This window comes from Paenirhizobium selenitireducens ATCC BAA-1503, from assembly GCF_000518785.1.
Classification (GTDB): domain Bacteria; phylum Pseudomonadota; class Alphaproteobacteria; order Rhizobiales; family Rhizobiaceae; genus Allorhizobium; species Allorhizobium selenitireducens.
This window is the reverse complement of the sequence record NZ_JAEG01000007.1, coordinates 107,368-126,220: the sequence shown is the minus strand read 5'-3', so window position 1 is coordinate 126,220 and position 18,853 is coordinate 107,368. Positions and strand designations below refer to the sequence as shown.

Sequence of the window (18,853 nt, the reverse complement as noted above, 5' to 3'; positions counted from 1 at the left end):
AGATGTAAGATGCGGGGCCACAAACACAATGGCGGGCCTTCGAAAATCATCGCCCGCGGCGGGGGTAGGAAGCGCGGCCGTTGTTGAGATCATCGACGAAGGCGGAGAATTTGTGGCTTGCCGGATCGTCGTGCATGAGGAGCGGCGCGCGCAGGTTCAGCCTTGCGCGCGAGCCCTTGATCGCCGTGACCAGGATGCGCACGGCATTCTCGCCGGCCCGCGGATAGACCGGCGTCACCTCGAGCCCGCCGAAACGCCGGCCGCAGGCGTCGATGATGTCGGCAATCGATTGCGGCCGGGCGATCAGCGACAACTGGCCACCCGGCACCATGATGGCGCCTGCCGTGCGGATCCAGCTTTCGAAGAGATCCTCGGTCATCGCATGGGCTTCGGCCTTCAGCGCGTCCGGTGTCTTGCGGTCGCCGGCATCGTTGAAAGGCGGGTTCATGATGACGTGGTCGAACACGTCGTCGACGAGGCCGGCGGCGACCCGCGCCCGGCCCGTCAAGGTGACGTCGGCTTCGATCAGCGAGATGCGGTGAGCAAGCGCCGCATTCTCGGCAAGCCCCAGGCTCCGTGCCGCATAGGCGATCATTTCGGGGGATCGCTCGACCAGGGTGACCTTGGCATCCGCGAGCCGGGCGGCGACGGCCAGACCCGCAGCACCGGCGCCGGCGCCAAGGTCGGCCACGGACACGGCATCCGTGGCGTCGACCAGAGACGCTAGCAGCATGGCATCCATGCCGGCCCGATGCCCCCGGCCCTTCGGCTGGACAAGATGGAAGCGTCCGCGGTGAAAGGCGTCGATGGTTTCGGCGATCTGCTCGGAGGCGGGCACGGTTCAGTTCACCGGATCACGCAGCTCGTCGCCGAGGCCGGCATCGGTGAGGATGCGGCGCGCCTCGTCTGCCCGATCACTCTCCACCAGCAGGCGACGCGCCAACATTCCGAGCGAACCTTCGAGAATGCTCATGGATTGATCGGCGATCATGCAGGAAATTCCCGCATCTTTCATCAGACTCTCGGCAAAGGACAGGAGAACGACGTCGTTGCTGCGGATTATCTCGTGCATTGCGCCTCAAAACCCTCCCTAAAAAGGTCTATGCGGCCGATTCGGGCTTGCCCATCATGCGGCCGCTTTTTATTGTCGCGCCGAGAATGCAATAGGAGTCCGGTGCGTTGGGCGTAGTCATACCGCTTGAGGAAAACAAAAACAAACAGGCATCCATCCAGCCTCTGGTGGACCTGGCCAAGCCGGGCATGGAACGGGTGAACCAGCTCATTCTGTCGAAGGCCGGATCCGACGTTCAGATGATTCCCGAAGTGGCGAACCACCTGATCTCGTCCGGCGGCAAGCGGCTGCGGCCGATGCTGACGCTCGCCTCCGCCGCGCTGTTCGGCTACCAGGGCGATGGCGACGTGAAGCTCGCGACCAGCGTGGAATTCATGCATACCGCGACGCTGCTGCACGACGATGTGGTCGACGAGAGCGATCTTCGCCGCGGCAAGTCGACCGCCCGCATGATCTGGGGCAACCAGGCCAGCGTGCTGGTCGGCGACTTCCTGCTCGGCCAGGCCTTCCGCATGATGGTCGAGGTCGGTTCGCTGGAAGCGCTCGATGTTCTGTCGGCCGCCGCATCGGTAATCGCCGAGGGCGAGGTGCTGCAGCTTTCCGTCGCCAAGAACATGGAGACCACCGAGGACGACTATCTGTCGGTCATCCGCGCCAAGACGGCGGCGCTCTTTGCCGCCGCGGCCGAGGTCGGCCCGATCATCGCCGGCGCCGACAAGGCCGGGCGCAATGCGCTGAAATCCTACGGCATGAATCTCGGGCTGGCCTTCCAGCTGGTCGACGATGCGCTCGACTACGGCGGCAAGGCGGCCGATCTCGGCAAGAATGTCGGCGACGATTTCCGCGAGGGCAAGATCACCCTTCCGGTCATCCTCGCCTATCGGCGCGGCACCAAGGAAGAGCGCGAGTTCTGGCGGGAGGCCATTGAGCAGGGGCAGAACGACGACGCCCGGCTGGACAAGGCGCTCGGCCTCATCACCAAATACGGCGCACTGAACGACACCATTGCCCGCGCCCTGCATTACGGCACGATCGCCCGCGATGCACTGGCGCCGCTCCCCGAGAGCGAATGGAAGTCGGCACTGATGGACGTCATCGATTTCTGCATTGCCCGCGTCAACTGACGCGTCACCGGGGGTCGCCTTGCGGGGCTGCTTCAAAAAAGCCATTCTGTGCAGGAATCATTCCCGCATTCTGGGGTATCAACAGCCCGTGGCGGCTGGTCATCGATTCTTGAAAGGCTGTTTCATGCGGCAAAGTCTTGCCATCCGTCTGCTCGCCGGTACGGCGCTCGCCTTCCTGGTCGGCGTTTTCCCTTCCGGCCTCGTGCATGCCCAGGCTGCCAATGAGGTGAAGCCTGCCGAGACGCAGACGTTCGACCTCGAAAGCGTCGACACGTTTTCCGGCGCCTTCCTCGCCGGCCGCACGGCCGACGCCGACAGGGACTACGAGAACGCCATCGCGCTCTACAAGAAGGCCCTGTCGTTCTCGCCGAACGAACTCGACATTCAGGAACGGCTGATGATCGCCCTGTTCATGAACGGCGATTTCGATGAGGGCGTGGTCCTTGCCGAGGAATTGAAGAGCGACGATGCCGTCGAACGCGTCACCTCGGTCGCACGCGCGCTCGAAGCCGTTCGCAAGGGCGACTTCACCGGTGCCGAAAAGATCCTGACCTACAGCGGACCGAACGACCTCGACCGGCTGATGAACCAGCTGCTCGTTGCCTGGACCAAGGTCGGCGCCGGCCAGGGCAAGGAAGCGCTGAGCCTTGTCGAAGGGCTGAAGGGCCCGGAATGGTACGGCATCTTCCAGCACTACAATGCCGGCGCGATCGCCGCCCTGATCGGCGATGCCGACGCAGCCCGTCGCAATTTCGTCGATGCGCTCACCGACAAGTCGGGCGTCGCCACCGCGCCCGATACGTTTACCCGCACGGTCATCGCGCTTGCGACATTCGAAGCGCAGCTGGGCAACAAGCAGAAGGCGCTGGATGCCATCTCCACCGGCGACGAGCTGATCTCCAACTTCGCCCCGTTCAAGGCGTTGCGCGAGCACATCGAGGCCGGCGAGAAGCCGGAACCGCTCGCCAAGACCGCGGCCCAGGGGGCGGCCGGCGTGTTGTTCTCGATCGGCGGCGCGCTCAACCGCGACGGTGCTGAAGACACGGTGATGCTCTATCTGCAGCTCGCCCGCGCCCTCGACCCGACGAGCGCCGACACGCTGATCATGCTTGGCGGACTGGCCGAGGCCGCCAAGCAGCCGGAACGGGCCATCCGCCTCTACGGCCAGGTGCCGGCCACCTCGCCGATGCGCCGCATTTCCGAACTGCAGCTCGGCCTAACGCTTGCCGAGACCGGCAAGGTCGACGAAGCCCGCGCGCACCTCAAGTCGCTGATCGATTCCGATCCGGCCGACATCCGCAGCTATCTCGCCTATGGAAGCGTGCTGTCTGACGCCAAGGACTATCCCGCCATGGCGGCGAACTACGACAAGGCCGTCGAGATCATCGGCTCGAACCCGGCCAAGGGCTATTGGTCGATCTTCTTCCAGCGCGGCATCGCCTATGAGCGCCTGAAGAAATGGGATCAGGCGGAACCGAATTTCCGCAAGGCGCTTGAACTCAATCCGGAGCAGCCGCAGGTCCTCAACTATCTCGGCTATTCCTGGGTCGACATGAACCGCAACCTGGACGAAGGCCTCGACATGATCCGCAAGGCGGTCGAGCTTCGCCCGGACGACGGCTATATCGTCGACTCGCTCGGCTGGGCCTATTTTCGCCTCGGCCGTTTCGACGAGGCGGTGCGGGAGCTGGAGCGCGCGATCGAGCTCAAGGCCGGAGACGCGACGATCAACGACCATCTGGGCGACGCCTATTGGCGCGTTGGCCGCAAGCTGGAAGCCACCTACCAGTGGAAGCGGGCGCTGATTTCCAAGCCGGACCTGGCGGAGATCCCGAAGATCGAAGCGAAACTTCGTGACGGTCTGCCGGAGATCGCTCCGGAAGTCGCCGCCAAGGGGGGCGAGCCGGCTCAGACCGGTGCCATGGCCGACGCCGAAAAGAGCCAGGCCACGGCCGGCGAAGACGGCTACACGGTCAAGGCCGGCGACTCCCTGTGGGATATCGCCACCGAAGCCTATGGCGACGGGCAGCGATTCATCGACCTGATCAACGCCAATCCGGGCCTCAAGCGCAATCCGGACCGCATCTATCCCGGCCAGCAGCTGAAGATGCCGAAGAACGGCAACTGACGCCATGCCTGCCCATGCGACGAGCGAGGCGGCGCCGGCCAAGATCAATCTGGCGCTGCACGTTACCGGCCAGCGGGCCGACGGCTATCACCTGCTCGACAGCATCGTGACCTTCGCCAGCCATGGCGACCGGCTGAGCTTCTCGCCGGCGGAGCGCGATTCGTTCAACCTTGCCGGCCGCTTCGGCCCGCTTCTGTCGGACACGGCCGAGGGCAAGGACGGCAATCTGGTGCTCAAGGCGCGTGACCTGCTGCGGGATGCGCTGACCGCACAGGGGCGGACGACACGACCGGTGGCCATCGAACTGGAAAAGAACCTGCCGGTTGCCTCGGGGATCGGTGGCGGCTCGGCGGACGCCGCAGCGACGTTGAGAGGCCTCCTGCGGTTCTGGCAGGCCTCGCTTTCTCCCGACAGGCTTTCGGAAATCGCGCTGAAGCTTGGCGCCGACGTGCCGATGTGCCTGGAAAGCCGGCCGCTCCGGGCGCGCGGCATCGGTGAACAGATCGACATGCTGGACGCCATGCCACGCTTTGCCCTGGTGCTCGCCAATCCGCTGCAAGCGGTTTCGACGCCGGACATCTTCCGGCGCCTGACCCATAAGGACCACCCGCCGATCGACGCGCCGCCGGAAGAGGGCGACCGCGGCGAATGGATCGGCTTCCTGGCCGACCAGCGCAACGACCTCGAAGCCCCTGCCCGCGCGCTCCTGCCCGAGATCGCCGAGATTTCGGACATGCTGCGGAACGCCGGCGCGCGTCTGGTGCGCATGTCCGGTTCGGGGGCGACCTGCTTTGGCATATACGACGATCGGGCCGGCGCGGATGCTGCGGAGCAGAAACTGGGCCAATTGCGGCCGGACTGGTATTTCCAGGCGACGGAAACGACCGGAAACGCAATCGGCTAGATCACGCCGACGGCCGACGCCCTCAGACGCGGCCCTGGCGTGCCACCCAGGACGGGACGAGTTCGCTCGACAGCCGGCGCGGCTTGTGTCCCAGCGCCAGTTGCCCCAGTGCCATGCCGGACCGGGCGACGGCAATCGCCTGTCCCTTCGGCAAGAGCAAGCCGTGCTCCAGCGGCGGGGTGCTTCGGCCAATCCGCTTAAAGAATGGCTGCCTGTGATTGCGTGACTGCGAAAAGCGCGCAGGCGACTTGTTGAGCGCGACATATTCGCCGATCTCGTCGATCCAGCCATGCAGCGGGCGGGCGCCCGCCTCGACCAGCAACAGCCATTCGCCGCGCGCCGCACGCAGCACGTCCTTGATGTCCCACTGCGCATAAAACCGGCAACCCGCAGCATCCGCGACGCGTGACGAGCCGTCCGACGAACCGTGATCGAGCACGATCACGTCGCTCACCAGACCTTCAACCGCACCGGCGACAAGAACGGAAAGCGTCTGGGCGAGCTCCGGCTCCTGATCGCGGCATTCCATCATCACTGTCAACATTGCCTATGTCTATCGCATCGCACAAACGATTGCCACCGCCACTTTCGCATTTTTGTTCTTGCAATGTTCTCATTTCCGCGCTAGGAATTTAATCATCGAGACGGGGATGATGGCCCCGCGAGGAGCAAACATGAACGAGCTGTCTCTTGTGGCGCGGGCTGCCTTCCAGCCCGCCAATACGGCAGATATTGCCGACGCACTGGTCGCCTCCTCGGGTCTCAGGATCGAGGTGGACCGCCGCCGCGGTCGCGCCGCCGGCATGAACCCTTCCGGCCGTTTCGAGCCGCATGAGCGCGTCACCTTCGATGATGGCTGGGAAAGCCTCGAGGACATGCCGCCCTTCCGCACCGAGGTGCAGGTCGAGCGGCCGCGCACCATCATTACCCGCAACGATTCCCCCGACATTCCGTTCGATCGCTCGATCAATCCCTATCGCGGCTGCGAGCACGGCTGCATCTATTGTTTCGCCCGCCCGACCCATGGTTTCATGGGCCTCTCCGCCGGGCTCGACTTCGAGGCCAAGCTGTTCGCCAAGCCGGATGCGCCGAAATTACTGGAACGGGAACTCGCCAAGGCCGGCTACAAGCCGCGCACCATCGCGATCGGCACCAATACCGATCCCTACCAGCCGATCGAGCGGGAATGGCGCATCATGCGGCAGATCCTCGAAGTGCTGGACCGGGCCAATCATCCGGTGACCGTGGTCACCAAGTCGGCGCTCGTGCTGCGCGATCTCGACATCCTGTCGTCGATGGCAGCGCGCGGCCTGGCCAAGGTGGCAATCTCGGTCACCACGCTCGACCGCAAGCTTGCCCGCACCATGGAACCACGCGCCTCGACGCCGACCAAGCGGCTGGAGGCGATCAAGGCGCTGACCGAGGCCGGCGTGCCGACGGGCGTGATGATGGCCCCTGTGATCCCGGCCCTCAACGACCACGAGATCGAGCGGGTGCTGGATTCGGCCAAGGCCGCCGGCGCCAGGGAGGCGGGCTACGTGCTTTTGCGCTTGCCGCTGGAAGTGAGCCCGCTGTTCCGCGACTGGCTGCTGCAGCACTATCCCGACCGCTATCGCCACGTCATGTCGCTGGTGCGCTCCATGCGCGGCGGCAAGGACTATGACGCCGAGTTCGGCAAGCGCATGAAGGGTGCCGGTCCCTATGCCTGGCAGATCAGCCGGCGCTTCGAGATGGCGACCAAGCGGCTCGGCATGGTTCGCCGCAGCGCGCATCTGCGCGACGACCTGTTCGTGCCGCCGGACGGCAGCGGCGTTCAGCTGTCGCTGCTCTGACACAGGCGGATGCGTCCCGGAGGGCGCGTCTGGACGCATTCCAATTTCAGGCGAGCCTGTCCCTCGCCTGCCTTCCAACGGGGTCGGCTCGCCCTCCCCTACCGTTTCCGGTGCGGTCCGCCGCCTTGCGCCGGAAGATAAGTCCCTGGCTGCCGCCCCGACGGCCGCTTCCCCTGCCGGCCGTCGATGCCGGGGACTTGCAGGAGATCGGGTGCGCGTGCGATTTCTGCCGCATGAAATCTCGCACGCCACCCGATTCTCCGAGTTTTTTCGCCGACCTGCCGGCCGGCCCCGATTTCGAGTTCGAGAGGCTGGCGGCCAGGCGCGGCTTCTTTCCCGTCGCCGGCACGGATGAGGCCGGGCGGGGACCGCTTGCCGGTCCCGTCGTTGCCGCGGCAGTCATTCTCGACGAAGCGAACATCCCCGAAGGGCTCAACGATTCGAAGAAGCTGACCGCCGCGCATCGCGAGCGCCTGTTCGAGGCGATCCTCGGCACCGCCACGGTCTCCATTGCCTCCTCCTCGCCCCGCCACATCGACGCCAGCGACATCCGCAAGGCGAGCCTCGACGCCATGCGCCGGGCCGTGGCGGGGCTCGCTCTGCCGCCGCTGCATGTGCTGGCCGACGGACGCGACGTGCCGGATGGGCTGATCTGCTCGGGCAAGGCCGTGGTCAAGGGCGATTCGCGTTCGTTGTCGATCGCCGCCGCCTCGATCATAGCCAAGGTCACCCGCGATCGGATGATGGCCCGCGCCGGCCTCGTCTACCCCGCCTACGGTTTCGACAGCCATGCCGGATACGGCACCGAGCGCCACAGGGCGGCCATCGCCGTGCATGGCCCCTGCATCCTGCACCGCATGAGCTTCAGACCCCTGCGCATCGACGGCGGGGTCGGCCAGGAGTAGCGGCGCGCCGGTGAGGTGTCGGCCATCGTCGCCACTGCGCTTCGCCACACTGCCCTTGCCTTGCCTTGCCTTGCCTTGCCTTGCCTTGAAAGACACCACAGACGGCGCGGTGGGCACAGGACCGGCAAAGAAAAAGCCGGGCGTTTCGGCCCGGCTTCTCAAACACTCAAGATGATCGGCAACCTCAGTTGAGGCGGGCCTTGACCTCGCCCAGCGCGCCCTTGAACAGGCTGTCCTGCACGGCCGCATCGGTCTTCTTGGCAAGCACCGCTTCGGCGGCGGCAATCGCCAGATCGACGGCTGCCGAGCGCACGGCGTTGACGGCTTCCGTCTCGGCCTGCTTGATCTTCTGCTCGGAGAGCGCATTGCGGCGCGCCACGAACTCTTCGGTCTTCTGCTTGGCTTCCGCCGTCAGCATGGCAGCCTCGCGTTCGGCAGCGGCAACGATGCCTGCTGCTTCCGCTTCGGCTTCCTTACGTTTGCGCTGGTATTCGGCCAGAACGTGCTGGGCTTCCTCGCGCAGGCGCTTGGCTTCGGCCAGTTCGTCACGAATCTTGTCGGCGCGGGCGTCGAGCGACTTCGCCACCATGCCCGGAACCTTGAGATAGACGATCAGGGCGAAGAACAGGAGAAGGCCGACGAAGGCGAAGAATGTTGCGTCGAATTGCATGTTCAAGCCCCCTGCTTGCCGGCGACGCCGCTAACGGCGGCCTTGATGTCGGCGGCGGTTGCCTTCGTGCCGATCAGCTGCTCGACGATCGAACCGACCGTATCGACGGCGATGGTATCGACTTCGGCGAAAGCCTTTGCCTTGATCTCGGCGATGCGGGCCTCGGCTGCTGCGACCTTGCCGGCAAGTTCCGCTTCGACGGCGGTCCGCTCGGCGTCGGCCTTGGCCTTGGCGCTGTCGCGCGCGGTCGCTGCGATCTGCCCGGCTTTCGCCCTGGCAGCAGCGAGCTCGCGCTCGTATGTTTCAATGGCGGTATCGGCCTCGGACTTCAGCCGGGCGGCCTCGTCGAGGTCCTGGGCGATCCGGTCATGCCGGTTTTCCAGGATGCCACCAACGCGCGGCACGATGACCTTCTGCATGAGCACGTAGAAAAGACCGAACGTGATCACCAGCCAGAGCAGCTGGGATGCATAGGTAGACTGGTCGAACGGCGGGAAAACGCCTCCACCATGTCCTGCGTCGTGGGCGACGCCGGTCTCCGTGTGGACTTGGCCCTGTGCCGGAGCCTCTTCCGTGTGGATCTGGCCCTGTGCCGGAGCCTCTCCCGTATGGGTCTGGCCCTGCGCCGGAGTTTCCTCGGCAAAGGCGGGGGTCACAAACATGCTCACCTCCAGGTGTATTCTCAAATGCGAAGGATCACGGCCGCCTCAGGGCGAGCCGTGACCCCAGAACCCGGCCGGTATTAGACGGCGAACAGGAGGAGGAGAGCGATGAGCAGCGAGAAGATGCCCAGAGCTTCCGTAACGGCGAAGCCGAATACCAGACGGCCGAACTGGCTGTCAGCGGCAGACGGATTGCGCAGAGCGCCGGACAGGTAGTTGCCGAAGATGTTGCCGAGGCCGAGAGCCGTGCCGGCCATACCAAAGCAAGCCAGACCTGCGCCGATGTACTTTGCTGCTTCCGCTTCCATGATTGATCTCCTTAGAATGGTTGTTGCGGCGAATGACTGACGTCTTCAGACGTCAATGTCGGTGATCCTTAGTGCCCGCCAGGGTGAATTGCGTCGTTGAGGTACATGCAAGTCAGTACCGCAAAGACATAAGCCTGCAGGAAGGCGACGAGGAACTCGAGACCCGTCAGAGCGACGGTCATGATCAGGGGCAGAATGGCGCCGCCAATGCCCAGCGCACCCAGGGTTCCGAGCGAGGCGACGAAGCCTGCGAACACCTTGAGCGTAATATGTCCGGCCAGCATGTTGGCGAACAGACGAATGGAGAGCGAGATCGGACGCGACAGGAACGAGATCACTTCGATCGGCACGACGAGCAGCAGCAGGGCTCCCGGCACGCCCGAGGGCACGAACAGCTTGAGGAAGCCGAAGCCGTGCTTCATGAAACCATAAACCAGCACGGTACCGATGACGAAGATCGCCAGTGCGAAGGTGACGACGATCTGGCTGGTGATGGTGAAGAAGTAGGGCATCATGCCGAGCAGGTTCGCGGTCAGCACGAACATGAACAGCGAGAAGACCATGGGGAAGAACTTCATGCCGTGGCTGCCGGCGCCTTCGCGCAGCATCGAGGCGATGAATTCATAGGACATTTCGGCGACCGACTGGGCGCGGGTCGGGATCAGGCCGCGGCTGGAGGTCGAGAAGTAGAGGAAGGCGGAAGCGCAGGCGACCGTTGCGACCATGAACAGCGAAGCATTGGTGAACGAAAAATCAATCCCGCCGATCTCGATCGGAACAATCTTCTGGATCTGGAACTGATGAGTCGGATCGTTTGACACCGTCTGGTCTCTTTCGCTTTTAGTCCGCCCGCAAGCGGAGGTCTGCCTGTGTAGCACTTCGCGGCCCTGATCAGCCGGCGTCGCGCTTATTCTCTGCCTTCGTGCCGCGGTCCGCCGGATGGGGCGACGCCACCTTGCCCGCAGTCCTCAGCACGTTCAAAACACCGGCACAGAACCCGAGTAACAGGAGCACGATCATGCCCCAGGGCGCAGTACCGACAAAACGGTCGAAAAGATAGCCCAGGATCGCACCAACAACGACGGCGGAGATAAATTCGCTCGAGAGCTTCATGGCCTCGGCATAACCTTTCCGGTTCTGCTCGGCCCGCTCGTCGGCGGCTTTTTCACCCCTCGTCTCGACACCCTTGACCGCCAGTTCGGCAGCCAGGCGCCTGCGACGCTCTTCCAGACCCTCTTCGCGGTTATCGGTCATGGTTCCCTCCGTCCGTTCTGCGTTTCTCCGGACCGCGCTTGGCCCGACAGCAATGTAGATACGGCAGGATTTGAACCCTTCCAGCCCGTCTTGAAGTCGCGCGCACCATAATTTTGAGAGCCCCCATAGTCAAGGCATACGAAGGGCAAGTTTCACCACAAATTAACCGGGGAAAATCATAGACTTAAGTTGAAAGCGCCGAATCTTGGGGGGCACTTGGCGGGAAAACCCCGCCAATGGTCGCAGGGAGCGCGGTCATTTGGCTGGGGATCAGCTCCAGCCGCCGCCATAGGTGCGATAGAAGACGTGCAGGCCGATGCGGCCGACCTTCTTCATCGTGCGGGCCCAGCCCGGACGAACATAGACGGCATGGTAGTGCGTGGAGGAGCCGACTTCCTTCAGCCAGATCTTGCCGGCGGTGACGGCGAGCGCCACTTCGCGGGCGACTTTCCAGTGGTGCTGGGAGTTCACCCGATCCTTGATGTTGTCGCAGGCGAAGGAGAACTGGCAGCGGTTGCGCCAATCCTCGTTCTGGTAGACCACACCGCAGATCGTGTCGGGATAGGCCGGATTGCGCACGCGGTTGAGGATGACCTGGGCGACGGCCGCCTGGCCCTTGACCGATTCGCCGCGCGATTCGAAATAGATGCCCGAGGCGAGGCATTGCTGCTCGCGGGCGGAGAAGACTGACGGCGGCAGCACGCTCGCCGCCCAGGCATGGTCGTTCGGTCCGATCGTCGGGACGAAGCGGCCGGACTCGGGCTTCTTCGTCAGGACGGCATCGAATGGCGAAACGCTGGCGAAATCCGGTTCGGCCGGGGCGTAGGCGGTCGCCAGCACATCTGCCTGGCGGTTGGTGACGAGCGAAGCGAGCATGGGCGGCACGCCGATATCCGCGGCTGGTTCCGGCTTCTTGAAATAGAAGGCCGCGAGTTCGACCGGCTTGGCCCTGGAACGGACGAATGCGGTGAGTTCGGCGGGCGTCTCCTTCGGATCCATCAGCGAGGAGGTGCGCTTCAGCACCGAACCCGCCGAGAAGGCCTTGGGCGGCTGCATCGCCTCCACGGCGAGTACCCTGCCCTTCTTCAGGCTGCGGGTCACGCGGTCCTCGTCCGGCAGCGGGTCGGCTTCGGTCTTGCCGCCGTCAAGTGCGATCTTGCGGCCGTCGGGGAGCAGGATGCCGCTGTCCTTGCTGAGCGCGGACGAGGCTTCGGTGTCGGAAAAGGCGAGCTGCGCCTGATGGATGGAGCCTGCCGGAGAGGCGGTCAGCACCATGCGCCAGTTGCTGCTGCCCCGGTCGTTGCCGGTGATCAGGCCCGCGAGGTCCGCCTGGGCGGCGATGGACGGGAAGGCAAGCCATGACACGAGGCCAAAGACCACAGGCGATGTCCACTTTTCCAGACGCAAGACGGACAGCTTCAGCAGACGGCTTCTCGAACGCAAACCGGTACTCCATACGTTACAACGGCTATATTAGAGAAATATCCGGCATTAACCTTGATGCTTGGTTAATGGACCTGCTTTTCGTGGCGCGGCAGGGCACAAAAAAAAGCCGCCGGGACACGGCGGCTTTCGGGTCACCAGGACTATCCCGTTAGATAATGACGTGGGAACCCAATTCGACGACGCGGTTGGCCGGCAGGCGGAAATAGTCCGACGGGTCGGTCGCCGTGTTGGCGAGCGTGATGTAGAGGCGATCCTGCCAATAGGGCATGCCGGATTTCGCATCCGGAACCAGCTTGCGCCGGCCGAGATAGAATGAGGTCGACATGATGTCGAACTTCAGGCCGCCGCGCCGCAGATTGGCCAGCGCCTTCGAGACGTTCTGGTTCTCCATGAAGCCGAAGCGGATCTCGACGCGCGAGAAGCGCTCGGACAGCTGTTCCACCACGAAGCGCTCTGCCTCGGTCGCCCGCGGGCGGTTCACCGTCTTGATGGTGAGGATGATGTTGCGCTCGTGGATGACGTGGTTGTGCTTGAGATTGTGCAGCAGGGCGGCCGGGGCCGTTTCCGGGTCGCTGGTCAGGAAGATCGCCGTGCCGGCGACGCTCACCGGCGCGTGCTCGCTCTTCTTCTCGATCGAGGCGATGAAGGAGGCCAGCGGCACGTCGGCATGGCGGGTCTTGGCAAAGAGAATCGCGGTGCCGCGCCGCCAGGTCCACATCACCACGGTGAAGCCGCCGGCAAACAGCACGGGCACATAGCCGCCGTCATGCACCTTGAGCATATTGGCGCCGAGGAACACCAGTTCGAGCAGGAAGAGCGGCAGCAGCAGGACGATCGACGTCGTGATGCTCCAGTTCCAGCGGGTGCGGACGAAGCTGAAGGCCATGATCGTGGTGACCACCATGGCCCCGGTCACGGAGATGCCATAGGCCGTCGCCAGCGCCTCGGAGCTCTGGAACAGCAGGACGAGCGCCAGAACACCAAACAGCAGAAGGGCATTCACGGTCGGCAGGTAGATCTGCCCGGTATGGGTTTCCGAGGTGAAGAGGATTTGCATGCGCGGCAGGAAGCCGAGATGGATCGCCTGGCGCACCAGCGAGAAGGCACCGGTGATCACCGCCTGGCTGGCAATGATGGTGGCAGCCGTCGCCAGCACGACGACCGGCAGCAGCGCCCATTCCGGAAACATCAGGAAGAACGGATCGGAAGCGGCCTCGGGGTGTTGCATCACCAGCGCCCCCTGCCCCAGGTAGTTGAGCACCAGGGCGGGGAATACCAGCGCGAACCAGGCCCACTGGATCGGCCGGCGGCCGAAATGGCCAAGGTCGGCATAGAGTGCCTCGGCACCGGTCACGGTCAGGAAGACGGCGCCGAGCACGATGATGCCGAGAAAGCCCTCGCGCAGCAGGAAGCTGACGGCGTGCCACGGATTGAAGGCGGCGAGGATGCCGAAGTCGTCGGCGATATGGACGACGCCGCCAAGCGCCATAACGATGAACCATACGGCAGTGATCGGTCCGAAGAATTTCGCGACGGCGCCCGTTCCGTGCGACTGCACGGCGAAGATCCCGATCAGGATGCCGACCGAAATCGGCACGACGAAGCTTTCCAGATCGGGCGTCACGAGCTTCAGACCCTCGACCGCAGAGAGAACGGAGAGCGCCGGGGTGATCATCGAATCCCCGAGGAACAGAGCGGCGCCGATCAGTCCAAGGATCATCAGTACCGAGCCGTGGCTACCGACCTTCTTCGACAGGAGCGCCAGAAGCGAGAGCGTGCCGCCCTCCCCGTCGTTGTCGGCCCTGAGAAGGAAGAGCACATATTTGAGCGTCACGATGATGGTGAGCGTCCAGATGATCAGCGAGATCAGGCCGATGATCTCCTCGCGCTCGATGCCGCCGTCGGCGATCGGCTTCAGCGCCTCGCGGAAGGCGTAGAGCGGGCTGGTGCCGATGTCGCCGTAGACGACGCCGACCGAGCCGAGGCTCAGCCAGACGAGGCTGCGGAAATCCTTGGGTGCTTCCGGAATTTCAGAGGTTTCTTGGGCCATGGGACATCTGGCTTCTCAGAGCCAGCCTTTCCAGCGAAAGAAGAGGAATGGGATGATCGCCGACAGCAGCATCGCGCCAATGGCAAGCGCGTAGCCGAACTGCCAGTGCAGTTCCGGCATGAACTCGAAGTTCATCCCGTAGATCGACGCGACCAGGGTCGGCGGCAGGAAGACGACGGACGCGATCGAGAAGATCTTGATGATGGCATTCTGCTCGACATTGATTAGCCCCAGCGAGGCGTCGAGCAGGAATGTGATGTTGTTCGAAACGAAGCTGGCATGCTCCGACAGCGACTGGATGTCGTGGGCAACGATCCGGCACAGTTCGTCGGCCTCGTGATCCTTGCGGATCAGCGGCAGCGAGCGGAGGAACGTGGCCAGACGCGACAGCGACATCAGGCTGTCGCGCGCCTTGCTCACCAGGCGATGGTGGCTCGCAATGTCGAGCAGCTTGTCCTCGAGGAAACGGGGAGGTCGGCGCTTCGCCGCCTTGCTGTCGACGAAGACCTCGGCCGACAGGGCGTCGAGACGGGCAACCGCGATCTCCAGCACTTCCGCCGTCCGGTCGACGACGGTCTCGAGCAGGCGGGCCATCATTTCCGCGCCGGTCTGGTACTTGCCGGGGACCCGCAGAAGTGCTGCACTGAACAAGGCGAATGCCCGTGGTTCGGCATAGCGGATGGTGATGAGACGGTTGTCGCTGAGGATGAAAGCCACGTCGGTCAGTTCCGGAAGGTCGGTCTCGACGTGGTAGACCAGAGAGCCGGTCATGAATACGACAGAATCCTCGACATAAAGTCGGCTGGACGGTTCGATGTCCTTCAGGTCGTCGCGGGTCGGCAACGGGATTCCGAGAAGCCGCTCTGCGAGTGCTTCCTCGGCGCGGTCGGGATTGACGAGATCGAGCCAAAGGATAGCGGAATCGAGCGAGGCGCGCGGATCACTCGCGAGGATGAGTTCCACCGTTCCGTCGGGTCGGTAGGCCTTGATCAAATTCGAAACACTCTCATGGCGCCCCGTGTCACGGCCGCTGCTGGTCACAGCGGGCGACCAAACACCTCGCCGCCGAAAAATGCAAGAGCCTTGTTACGGCGGCGGCAGGGCACAGGGGCGTGTTATCGCCTTCTCTCCGGGCGCATGTAGATGGCTCCGACCAAATGCCAGGGTTGACTCCAATCAAGGCGAGGCTAGCCAACGACACTAGTATCCTGGCTGTTCCGGCCATCGGGACATCAACACCTGTGAGGATATCATGGCAAACAAGTCACCAAATATTCTTCCCAGCCTGTGGTCCGACAATCCCTTCGCCGATTTGCGCAAGGAAATGGATCAGGTTGTTGAGAACTTCTTCGGCAAGAACAAGCTGCTCTCCGCATCCGAAGGCGATGGCTTCCTTGCGCCGTCAATCGACGTTGTCGAGAAGGACGACCAGATCCTGTTGACCGCCGAGCTTCCCGGAATTGCCGAAGACGATATCGACATCTCGATCCAGAAGGGCGTGCTGAGCCTCAAGGGCGAGAAGAAGATGGAAAAGAAGGACGACAAGGACAATTTCCATGTCGTCGAGCGGCGCTATGGCAGCTTCCAGCGCTCGATGAGCCTGCCGGCGAGCGTCGACGACGCTGCAGTCACCGCCACGTTCGACAAGGGCGTGTTGACCATCACCATGCCGAAAAAGCCGGGCACTGTTCCGGCGGAACGCAAGGTCGCGATCGAAAAACAATAAAGGATCGCGCTATCCCGCCGCCCTTTCCGCCCGGGGCGGCGGTCGATTCTTTCGCTGTCGCGCCTACTCGAAGACGATCGAAGGGGCTGCCCGCCCGGAGCGCGCCTGCACCTGCGCCCATACCTTCTCGGCAATTTCGCGATAAACTCTGGCCTGCGGCCCCTGCGGATCGGAAACCACGACCGGGGTTCCCGCATCCGACGTCTCGCGAATGGCGATGGTCAGCGGCACCTCGCCGAGGAAGGGCACGCCGATCCGTTCGGCCTCCGCCCGCGCCCCGCCATGACCGAAGATGTCGTAGCGCGCGCCCGTGTCCGGGGCGATGAAATAGCTCATGTTCTCGACGATGCCGAGGACGGGTACCTCGACCTTGTTGAACATATTGAGTCCCTTGCGCGCATCGATCAGCGCCAGATCCTGCGGCGTCGAGACGATCACGGCGCCGGACAGCGGCACCTGCTGGGCCATGGTCAACTGCGCATCGCCGGTTCCCGGCGGCATGTCGACCACCAGCACGTCGAGATCGCCCCAGGCGACTTCGCGCAGCATCTGCATCAGCGCCGACTGGACCATCGGACCGCGCCAGATCATCGCCGTGCCCTCGTCGACCAGGAAGCCCATCGACATGACCTTGATGCCGTAATTTTCCATCGGCACGATGATGCGGTTCTCGATCTGCTGCGGCCGGCCGGAGATGCCCATCAGGCGCGGCATGGACGGGCCGTAGACGTCGGCATCGAGAATGCCGACCTTGAGGCCGTTGGCCTTCATGGCCAGTGCAAGGTTCACCGCCGTCGTCGACTTGCCGACGCCGCCCTTGCCGGAGGCAACCGCAATGATCGCCCCGATGCCGGGAATGTTCTGCTTGGCCGGGCGCTGGCCCGAAGGCGCCTGGGCCGGCGCATGGGAATGGGAATGCGAATGGCCCTGCGCTGCCGGCTGCGGCTTTGCCGCGGGTGCGGCCCCTGCCTTGCGTTCGGCGGTCAGGCTGACCAGAGCGCCCTTGACGCCGGGCATCGCCTTGACCGCCCGTTCGGCGGCTTGGCGCAGCGGCTCGAGTTCGTTGGCGCGCTCGGCGGGAACGGTGATGGAAAAATACACCTTTCCGTCGGAGATGAAGACATCGGAGACCATGCCGAGAGCTATGATATCGCCCTCGAAATCGGGACCGCGAACGGCCTTCAGCGTCTCCAGAACCTGCTCTCTCGTGACTGCGCTCATTCCACCCTCTCAGAGTTCCGCTCCGCTGGGGAGCCGACTGAGCCCTAGATAGTGGACCGGGACGGGTTCGCCAACCGGAAAAGCGCGCGCAGGGACTGCCCGACCTGCGGCGGAAAGACCGGGCGGCAGCGGTCGCTGCCCGTTGGATATCAGTGAAAGAAAAGAAAACCGCCGCCAATAATGTCCGGAGTGGCAGACATTTTCGACGACGGCTTCCCTTGCCGCACCTTTTTCAGGTGACTTGCAACGTCCCCTCTGGACTTGTTTCTATCAATGCAGAAACCGTGCCAGACTCGCCTTTCCGACGTTTTTCTTATTATTTCAACGGGATATCATGCCGATGGGTCAAAGCCTGTTGAAGGCCCGGAATCCTCTGCCCTTGTTTTGGGCGCAGCAACAGCCGGAAGAACAAATTTGAGGCAGACGCTGCCGCGGACGGCCCGCAGGAAAACAGGCGAAAATCTGAAAAGCCTGTTGAATTCGGGAACCGGTCTTACTTGATCAGCCCGAGCCGCAGTGCCTTCGCGACCGCCTGCGTGCGGTTCACGGTATCGAGCTTCTTGGTGGCGCGGTTGAGGTAGTGGTTGATGGTGTGCTCGGACAGCCCCAGGATCTCGGCGATCTCGACGCTGGTCTTGCCGGCGGCGGTCCAGTTCAGGCAATCGATTTCCCGCTCGGTCAGCATGTCGGTCGCGCGGTTGTCGAGTTCGCGGATCTCGGCCAGCCGATTGTAGACATGGATCGACAGGTACATCAGCTCCATCATCTCGGTGGGCGAAAACGTCGCCCGGTCGCCGGCAAAGGACACGGCGCCCCGCATGCCCGAGGCGTCATGGACCGGGAAATAGGCACCGCGCGGCATGCGGTAACGCTCGAACATCGACTTAGAGATCTCGGTCGTGCGGGCATCACGCTGCTTGGCGACATGCTCGATGTCAAAGGTAAACGGTGCCGTCGCCGTCCGCAGGCGGATCAGGATGGGGCTGGAGGACAAGAGGGCGACCTGGTCATACTCGGCGATGAGGTCGGCCGGCCAGTTGGTGATGATCGAGTTGCTCGACAGATCGAGCGACGTCGCCGACGGCAGGTTCAGCACCATGAACGCACGCGCGCCATAGTGCTCTGTCAGCCGCTTCATGAAACGGAAGACATCGAACTGGGTCTTGAATCCACCAATGTCGGCGACGTAGTCCGCAATGCGGTTGGTGCCGTCAGTCTCAATCACGCTCATCGTATAGTTTTTTCTTCGCAAAGCCCCAGAATCGACAAGCGGCAAATTCTACCGACAGCAGGCCAGGACCTCGACTTCAATCGAAGGCGTGTCCGTCGCCGCTGGGCCGCTTCCCCCTGAAACACAATCGAACCACAAATGACAATCGTCAGACAACTCTTCCGCATGTCGCGTGAAACGTCGCGACCAAACTTTGTTGACACACAATGGAAGAGTCATATCGATTGCGGTAGACCAACATGCCGGATCGCCCGCGAATCCAGCCTGCCGACGCTTCGGACCATAGCCGCAGAAACATGGTGCAGTCCAGCAACTAACTT

Annotated in this window: 18 protein-coding genes and 1 pseudogene; 6 read left to right on the top strand and 13 right to left on the bottom strand. The window is 63.4% G+C overall.

Translation table 11 applies throughout. The annotated features are described in order from the left end of the window. Positions 1 to 46 precede the first annotated feature (46 nt). Together L867_RS0110330 and L867_RS0110325 are read right to left on the bottom strand one after the other, a co-directional pair. Complete coding sequence (locus tag L867_RS0110330) at positions 47 to 838, bottom strand: tRNA1(Val) (adenine(37)-N6)-methyltransferase (RefSeq protein ID WP_028736810.1); 792 nt, start codon at positions 836 to 838, stop codon at positions 47 to 49. A gap of 3 nt (positions 839 to 841) precedes the next feature. Further along, on the bottom strand, positions 842 to 1,072 hold the full coding sequence (locus L867_RS0110325) for a putative signal transducing protein (protein ID WP_028736809.1): 231 nt from the start codon (positions 1,070 to 1,072) through the stop codon (positions 842 to 844). Positions 1,073 to 1,179: 107 nt separating this feature from the next. On the opposite strand from L867_RS0110325, the gene L867_RS0110320 reads away from it, so the two are divergent. From L867_RS0110320 to L867_RS0110305, 3 genes and pseudogenes are all read left to right on the top strand, one after another. Beyond that, positions 1,180 to 2,196, top strand: coding sequence for a polyprenyl synthetase family protein (locus tag L867_RS0110320; RefSeq protein WP_028736808.1), 1,017 nt, complete (start codon positions 1,180 to 1,182; stop codon positions 2,194 to 2,196). 124 nt (positions 2,197 to 2,320) lie between these two features. Further along, a pseudogene (locus tag L867_RS25010) lies at positions 2,321 to 4,087 on the top strand (tetratricopeptide repeat protein); the annotation flags it as partial. Between the two features lie 241 nt (positions 4,088 to 4,328). Beyond that, on the top strand, positions 4,329 to 5,228 hold the full coding sequence (locus L867_RS0110305; protein WP_028736807.1) for a 4-(cytidine 5'-diphospho)-2-C-methyl-D-erythritol kinase: 900 nt from the start codon (positions 4,329 to 4,331) through the stop codon (positions 5,226 to 5,228). Between the two features lie 22 nt (positions 5,229 to 5,250). On the opposite strand, the gene L867_RS0110300 is transcribed toward L867_RS0110305, so the two are convergent. Continuing rightward, on the bottom strand, positions 5,251 to 5,772 hold the full coding sequence (locus tag L867_RS0110300) for a glycosyl transferase (RefSeq protein WP_028736806.1): 522 nt from the start codon (positions 5,770 to 5,772) through the stop codon (positions 5,251 to 5,253). 130 nt (positions 5,773 to 5,902) lie between these two features. Here L867_RS0110300 and L867_RS0110295 point away from each other — a divergent pair, with 130 nt between their 5' ends. Together L867_RS0110295 and L867_RS0110290 are read left to right on the top strand one after the other, a co-directional pair. Then, positions 5,903 to 7,060 (top strand): PA0069 family radical SAM protein, encoded by a 1,158-nt coding sequence (locus L867_RS0110295; RefSeq protein WP_028736805.1) that lies wholly within the window; start codon positions 5,903 to 5,905, stop codon positions 7,058 to 7,060. A gap of 233 nt (positions 7,061 to 7,293) precedes the next feature. Then, a complete protein-coding gene (locus L867_RS0110290) occupies positions 7,294 to 7,965 on the top strand; it encodes a ribonuclease HII (RefSeq protein ID WP_028736804.1) in 672 nt (223 codons plus the stop codon). Positions 7,966 to 8,149: 184 nt separating this feature from the next. On the opposite strand, the gene L867_RS0110285 is transcribed toward L867_RS0110290, so the two are convergent. The 8 genes from L867_RS0110285 to L867_RS0110250 form a co-directional block, all read right to left on the bottom strand. After that, the gene (locus L867_RS0110285; RefSeq protein ID WP_028736803.1) at positions 8,150 to 8,635 is read right to left on the bottom strand and encodes a F0F1 ATP synthase subunit B; all 486 of its coding nucleotides are present in this window, start codon (positions 8,633 to 8,635) and stop codon (positions 8,150 to 8,152) included. Positions 8,636 to 8,637: 2 nt separating this feature from the next. Then, positions 8,638 to 9,297: a F0F1 ATP synthase subunit B gene (locus L867_RS0110280; RefSeq protein ID WP_028736802.1), complete on the bottom strand. Its 660-nt coding sequence runs from the start codon at positions 9,295 to 9,297 to the stop codon at positions 8,638 to 8,640. 80 nt (positions 9,298 to 9,377) lie between these two features. Next, entirely contained in the window at positions 9,378 to 9,605 is a 228-nt protein-coding gene (locus L867_RS0110275; RefSeq protein ID WP_006466154.1) for a F0F1 ATP synthase subunit C, read from the bottom strand. A gap of 68 nt (positions 9,606 to 9,673) precedes the next feature. Beyond that, entirely contained in the window at positions 9,674 to 10,426 is a 753-nt protein-coding gene (locus L867_RS0110270; protein WP_028736801.1) for a F0F1 ATP synthase subunit A, read from the bottom strand. 70 nt (positions 10,427 to 10,496) lie between these two features. Continuing rightward, on the bottom strand, positions 10,497 to 10,859 hold the full coding sequence (locus tag L867_RS0110265) for an AtpZ/AtpI family protein (protein ID WP_028736800.1): 363 nt from the start codon (positions 10,857 to 10,859) through the stop codon (positions 10,497 to 10,499). A 270-nt stretch (positions 10,860 to 11,129) separates the two neighbouring features. Beyond that, positions 11,130 to 12,302: a cell wall hydrolase gene (locus L867_RS0110260; RefSeq protein WP_051438918.1), complete on the bottom strand. Its 1,173-nt coding sequence runs from the start codon at positions 12,300 to 12,302 to the stop codon at positions 11,130 to 11,132. Positions 12,303 to 12,453: 151 nt separating this feature from the next. Further along, on the bottom strand, positions 12,454 to 14,355 hold the full coding sequence (locus L867_RS0110255; RefSeq protein WP_028736798.1) for a potassium transporter Kup: 1,902 nt from the start codon (positions 14,353 to 14,355) through the stop codon (positions 12,454 to 12,456). Positions 14,356 to 14,370: 15 nt separating this feature from the next. Beyond that, positions 14,371 to 15,348 carry a magnesium transporter CorA family protein gene (locus tag L867_RS0110250; RefSeq protein ID WP_084638515.1) on the bottom strand — a complete coding sequence of 326 codons (978 nt, stop codon included), beginning with the start codon at positions 15,346 to 15,348 and terminating at the stop codon, positions 14,371 to 14,373. 259 nt (positions 15,349 to 15,607) lie between these two features. Here L867_RS0110250 and L867_RS25005 point away from each other — a divergent pair, with 259 nt between their 5' ends. Beyond that, positions 15,608 to 16,081 (top strand): Hsp20/alpha crystallin family protein, encoded by a 474-nt coding sequence (locus L867_RS25005; RefSeq protein WP_037173087.1) that lies wholly within the window; start codon positions 15,608 to 15,610, stop codon positions 16,079 to 16,081. A 63-nt stretch (positions 16,082 to 16,144) separates the two neighbouring features. Here the strand turns inward: L867_RS25005 and L867_RS0110240 are convergent, their stop codons facing one another. Beyond that, positions 16,145 to 17,302 carry an Mrp/NBP35 family ATP-binding protein gene (locus L867_RS0110240; RefSeq protein ID WP_028736796.1) on the bottom strand — a complete coding sequence of 386 codons (1,158 nt, stop codon included), beginning with the start codon at positions 17,300 to 17,302 and terminating at the stop codon, positions 16,145 to 16,147. A 493-nt stretch (positions 17,303 to 17,795) separates the two neighbouring features. Next, a complete protein-coding gene (locus L867_RS0110235) occupies positions 17,796 to 18,533 on the bottom strand; it encodes a helix-turn-helix transcriptional regulator (protein ID WP_037173084.1) in 738 nt (245 codons plus the stop codon). Between the last annotated feature and the right edge of the window lie 320 nt (positions 18,534 to 18,853).

Excerpts from the sequence above, each read along its gene's own strand:
- L867_RS0110325 (WP_028736809.1), bottom strand. The coding sequence starts at position 1,072 with ATGCACGAGATAATCCGCAGCAACGACGTCGTTCTCCTGTCCTTTGCC.
- L867_RS0110305 (WP_028736807.1), top strand. The coding sequence starts at position 4,329 with ATGCCTGCCCATGCGACGAGCGAGGCGGCGCCGGCCAAGATCAATCTG.
- L867_RS0110300 (WP_028736806.1), bottom strand. The coding sequence starts at position 5,772 with ATGTTGACAGTGATGATGGAATGCCGCGATCAGGAGCCGGAGCTCGCC.
- L867_RS0110295 (WP_028736805.1), top strand. The coding sequence starts at position 5,903 with ATGAACGAGCTGTCTCTTGTGGCGCGGGCTGCCTTCCAGCCCGCCAAT.
- L867_RS0110290 (WP_028736804.1), top strand. The coding sequence starts at position 7,294 with ATGAAATCTCGCACGCCACCCGATTCTCCGAGTTTTTTCGCCGACCTG.
- L867_RS0110285 (WP_028736803.1), bottom strand. The coding sequence starts at position 8,635 with ATGCAATTCGACGCAACATTCTTCGCCTTCGTCGGCCTTCTCCTGTTC.
- L867_RS0110280 (WP_028736802.1), bottom strand. The coding sequence starts at position 9,297 with ATGTTTGTGACCCCCGCCTTTGCCGAGGAAACTCCGGCGCAGGGCCAG.
- L867_RS0110275 (WP_006466154.1), bottom strand. The coding sequence starts at position 9,605 with ATGGAAGCGGAAGCAGCAAAGTACATCGGCGCAGGTCTGGCTTGCTTT.
- L867_RS0110265 (WP_028736800.1), bottom strand. The coding sequence starts at position 10,859 with ATGACCGATAACCGCGAAGAGGGTCTGGAAGAGCGTCGCAGGCGCCTG.
- L867_RS0110255 (WP_028736798.1), bottom strand. The coding sequence starts at position 14,355 with ATGGCCCAAGAAACCTCTGAAATTCCGGAAGCACCCAAGGATTTCCGC.
- L867_RS25005 (WP_037173087.1), top strand. The coding sequence starts at position 15,608 with ATGGCAAACAAGTCACCAAATATTCTTCCCAGCCTGTGGTCCGACAAT.
- L867_RS0110240 (WP_028736796.1), bottom strand. The coding sequence starts at position 17,302 with ATGAGCGCAGTCACGAGAGAGCAGGTTCTGGAGACGCTGAAGGCCGTT.
- L867_RS0110235 (WP_037173084.1), bottom strand. The coding sequence starts at position 18,533 with ATGAGCGTGATTGAGACTGACGGCACCAACCGCATTGCGGACTACGTC.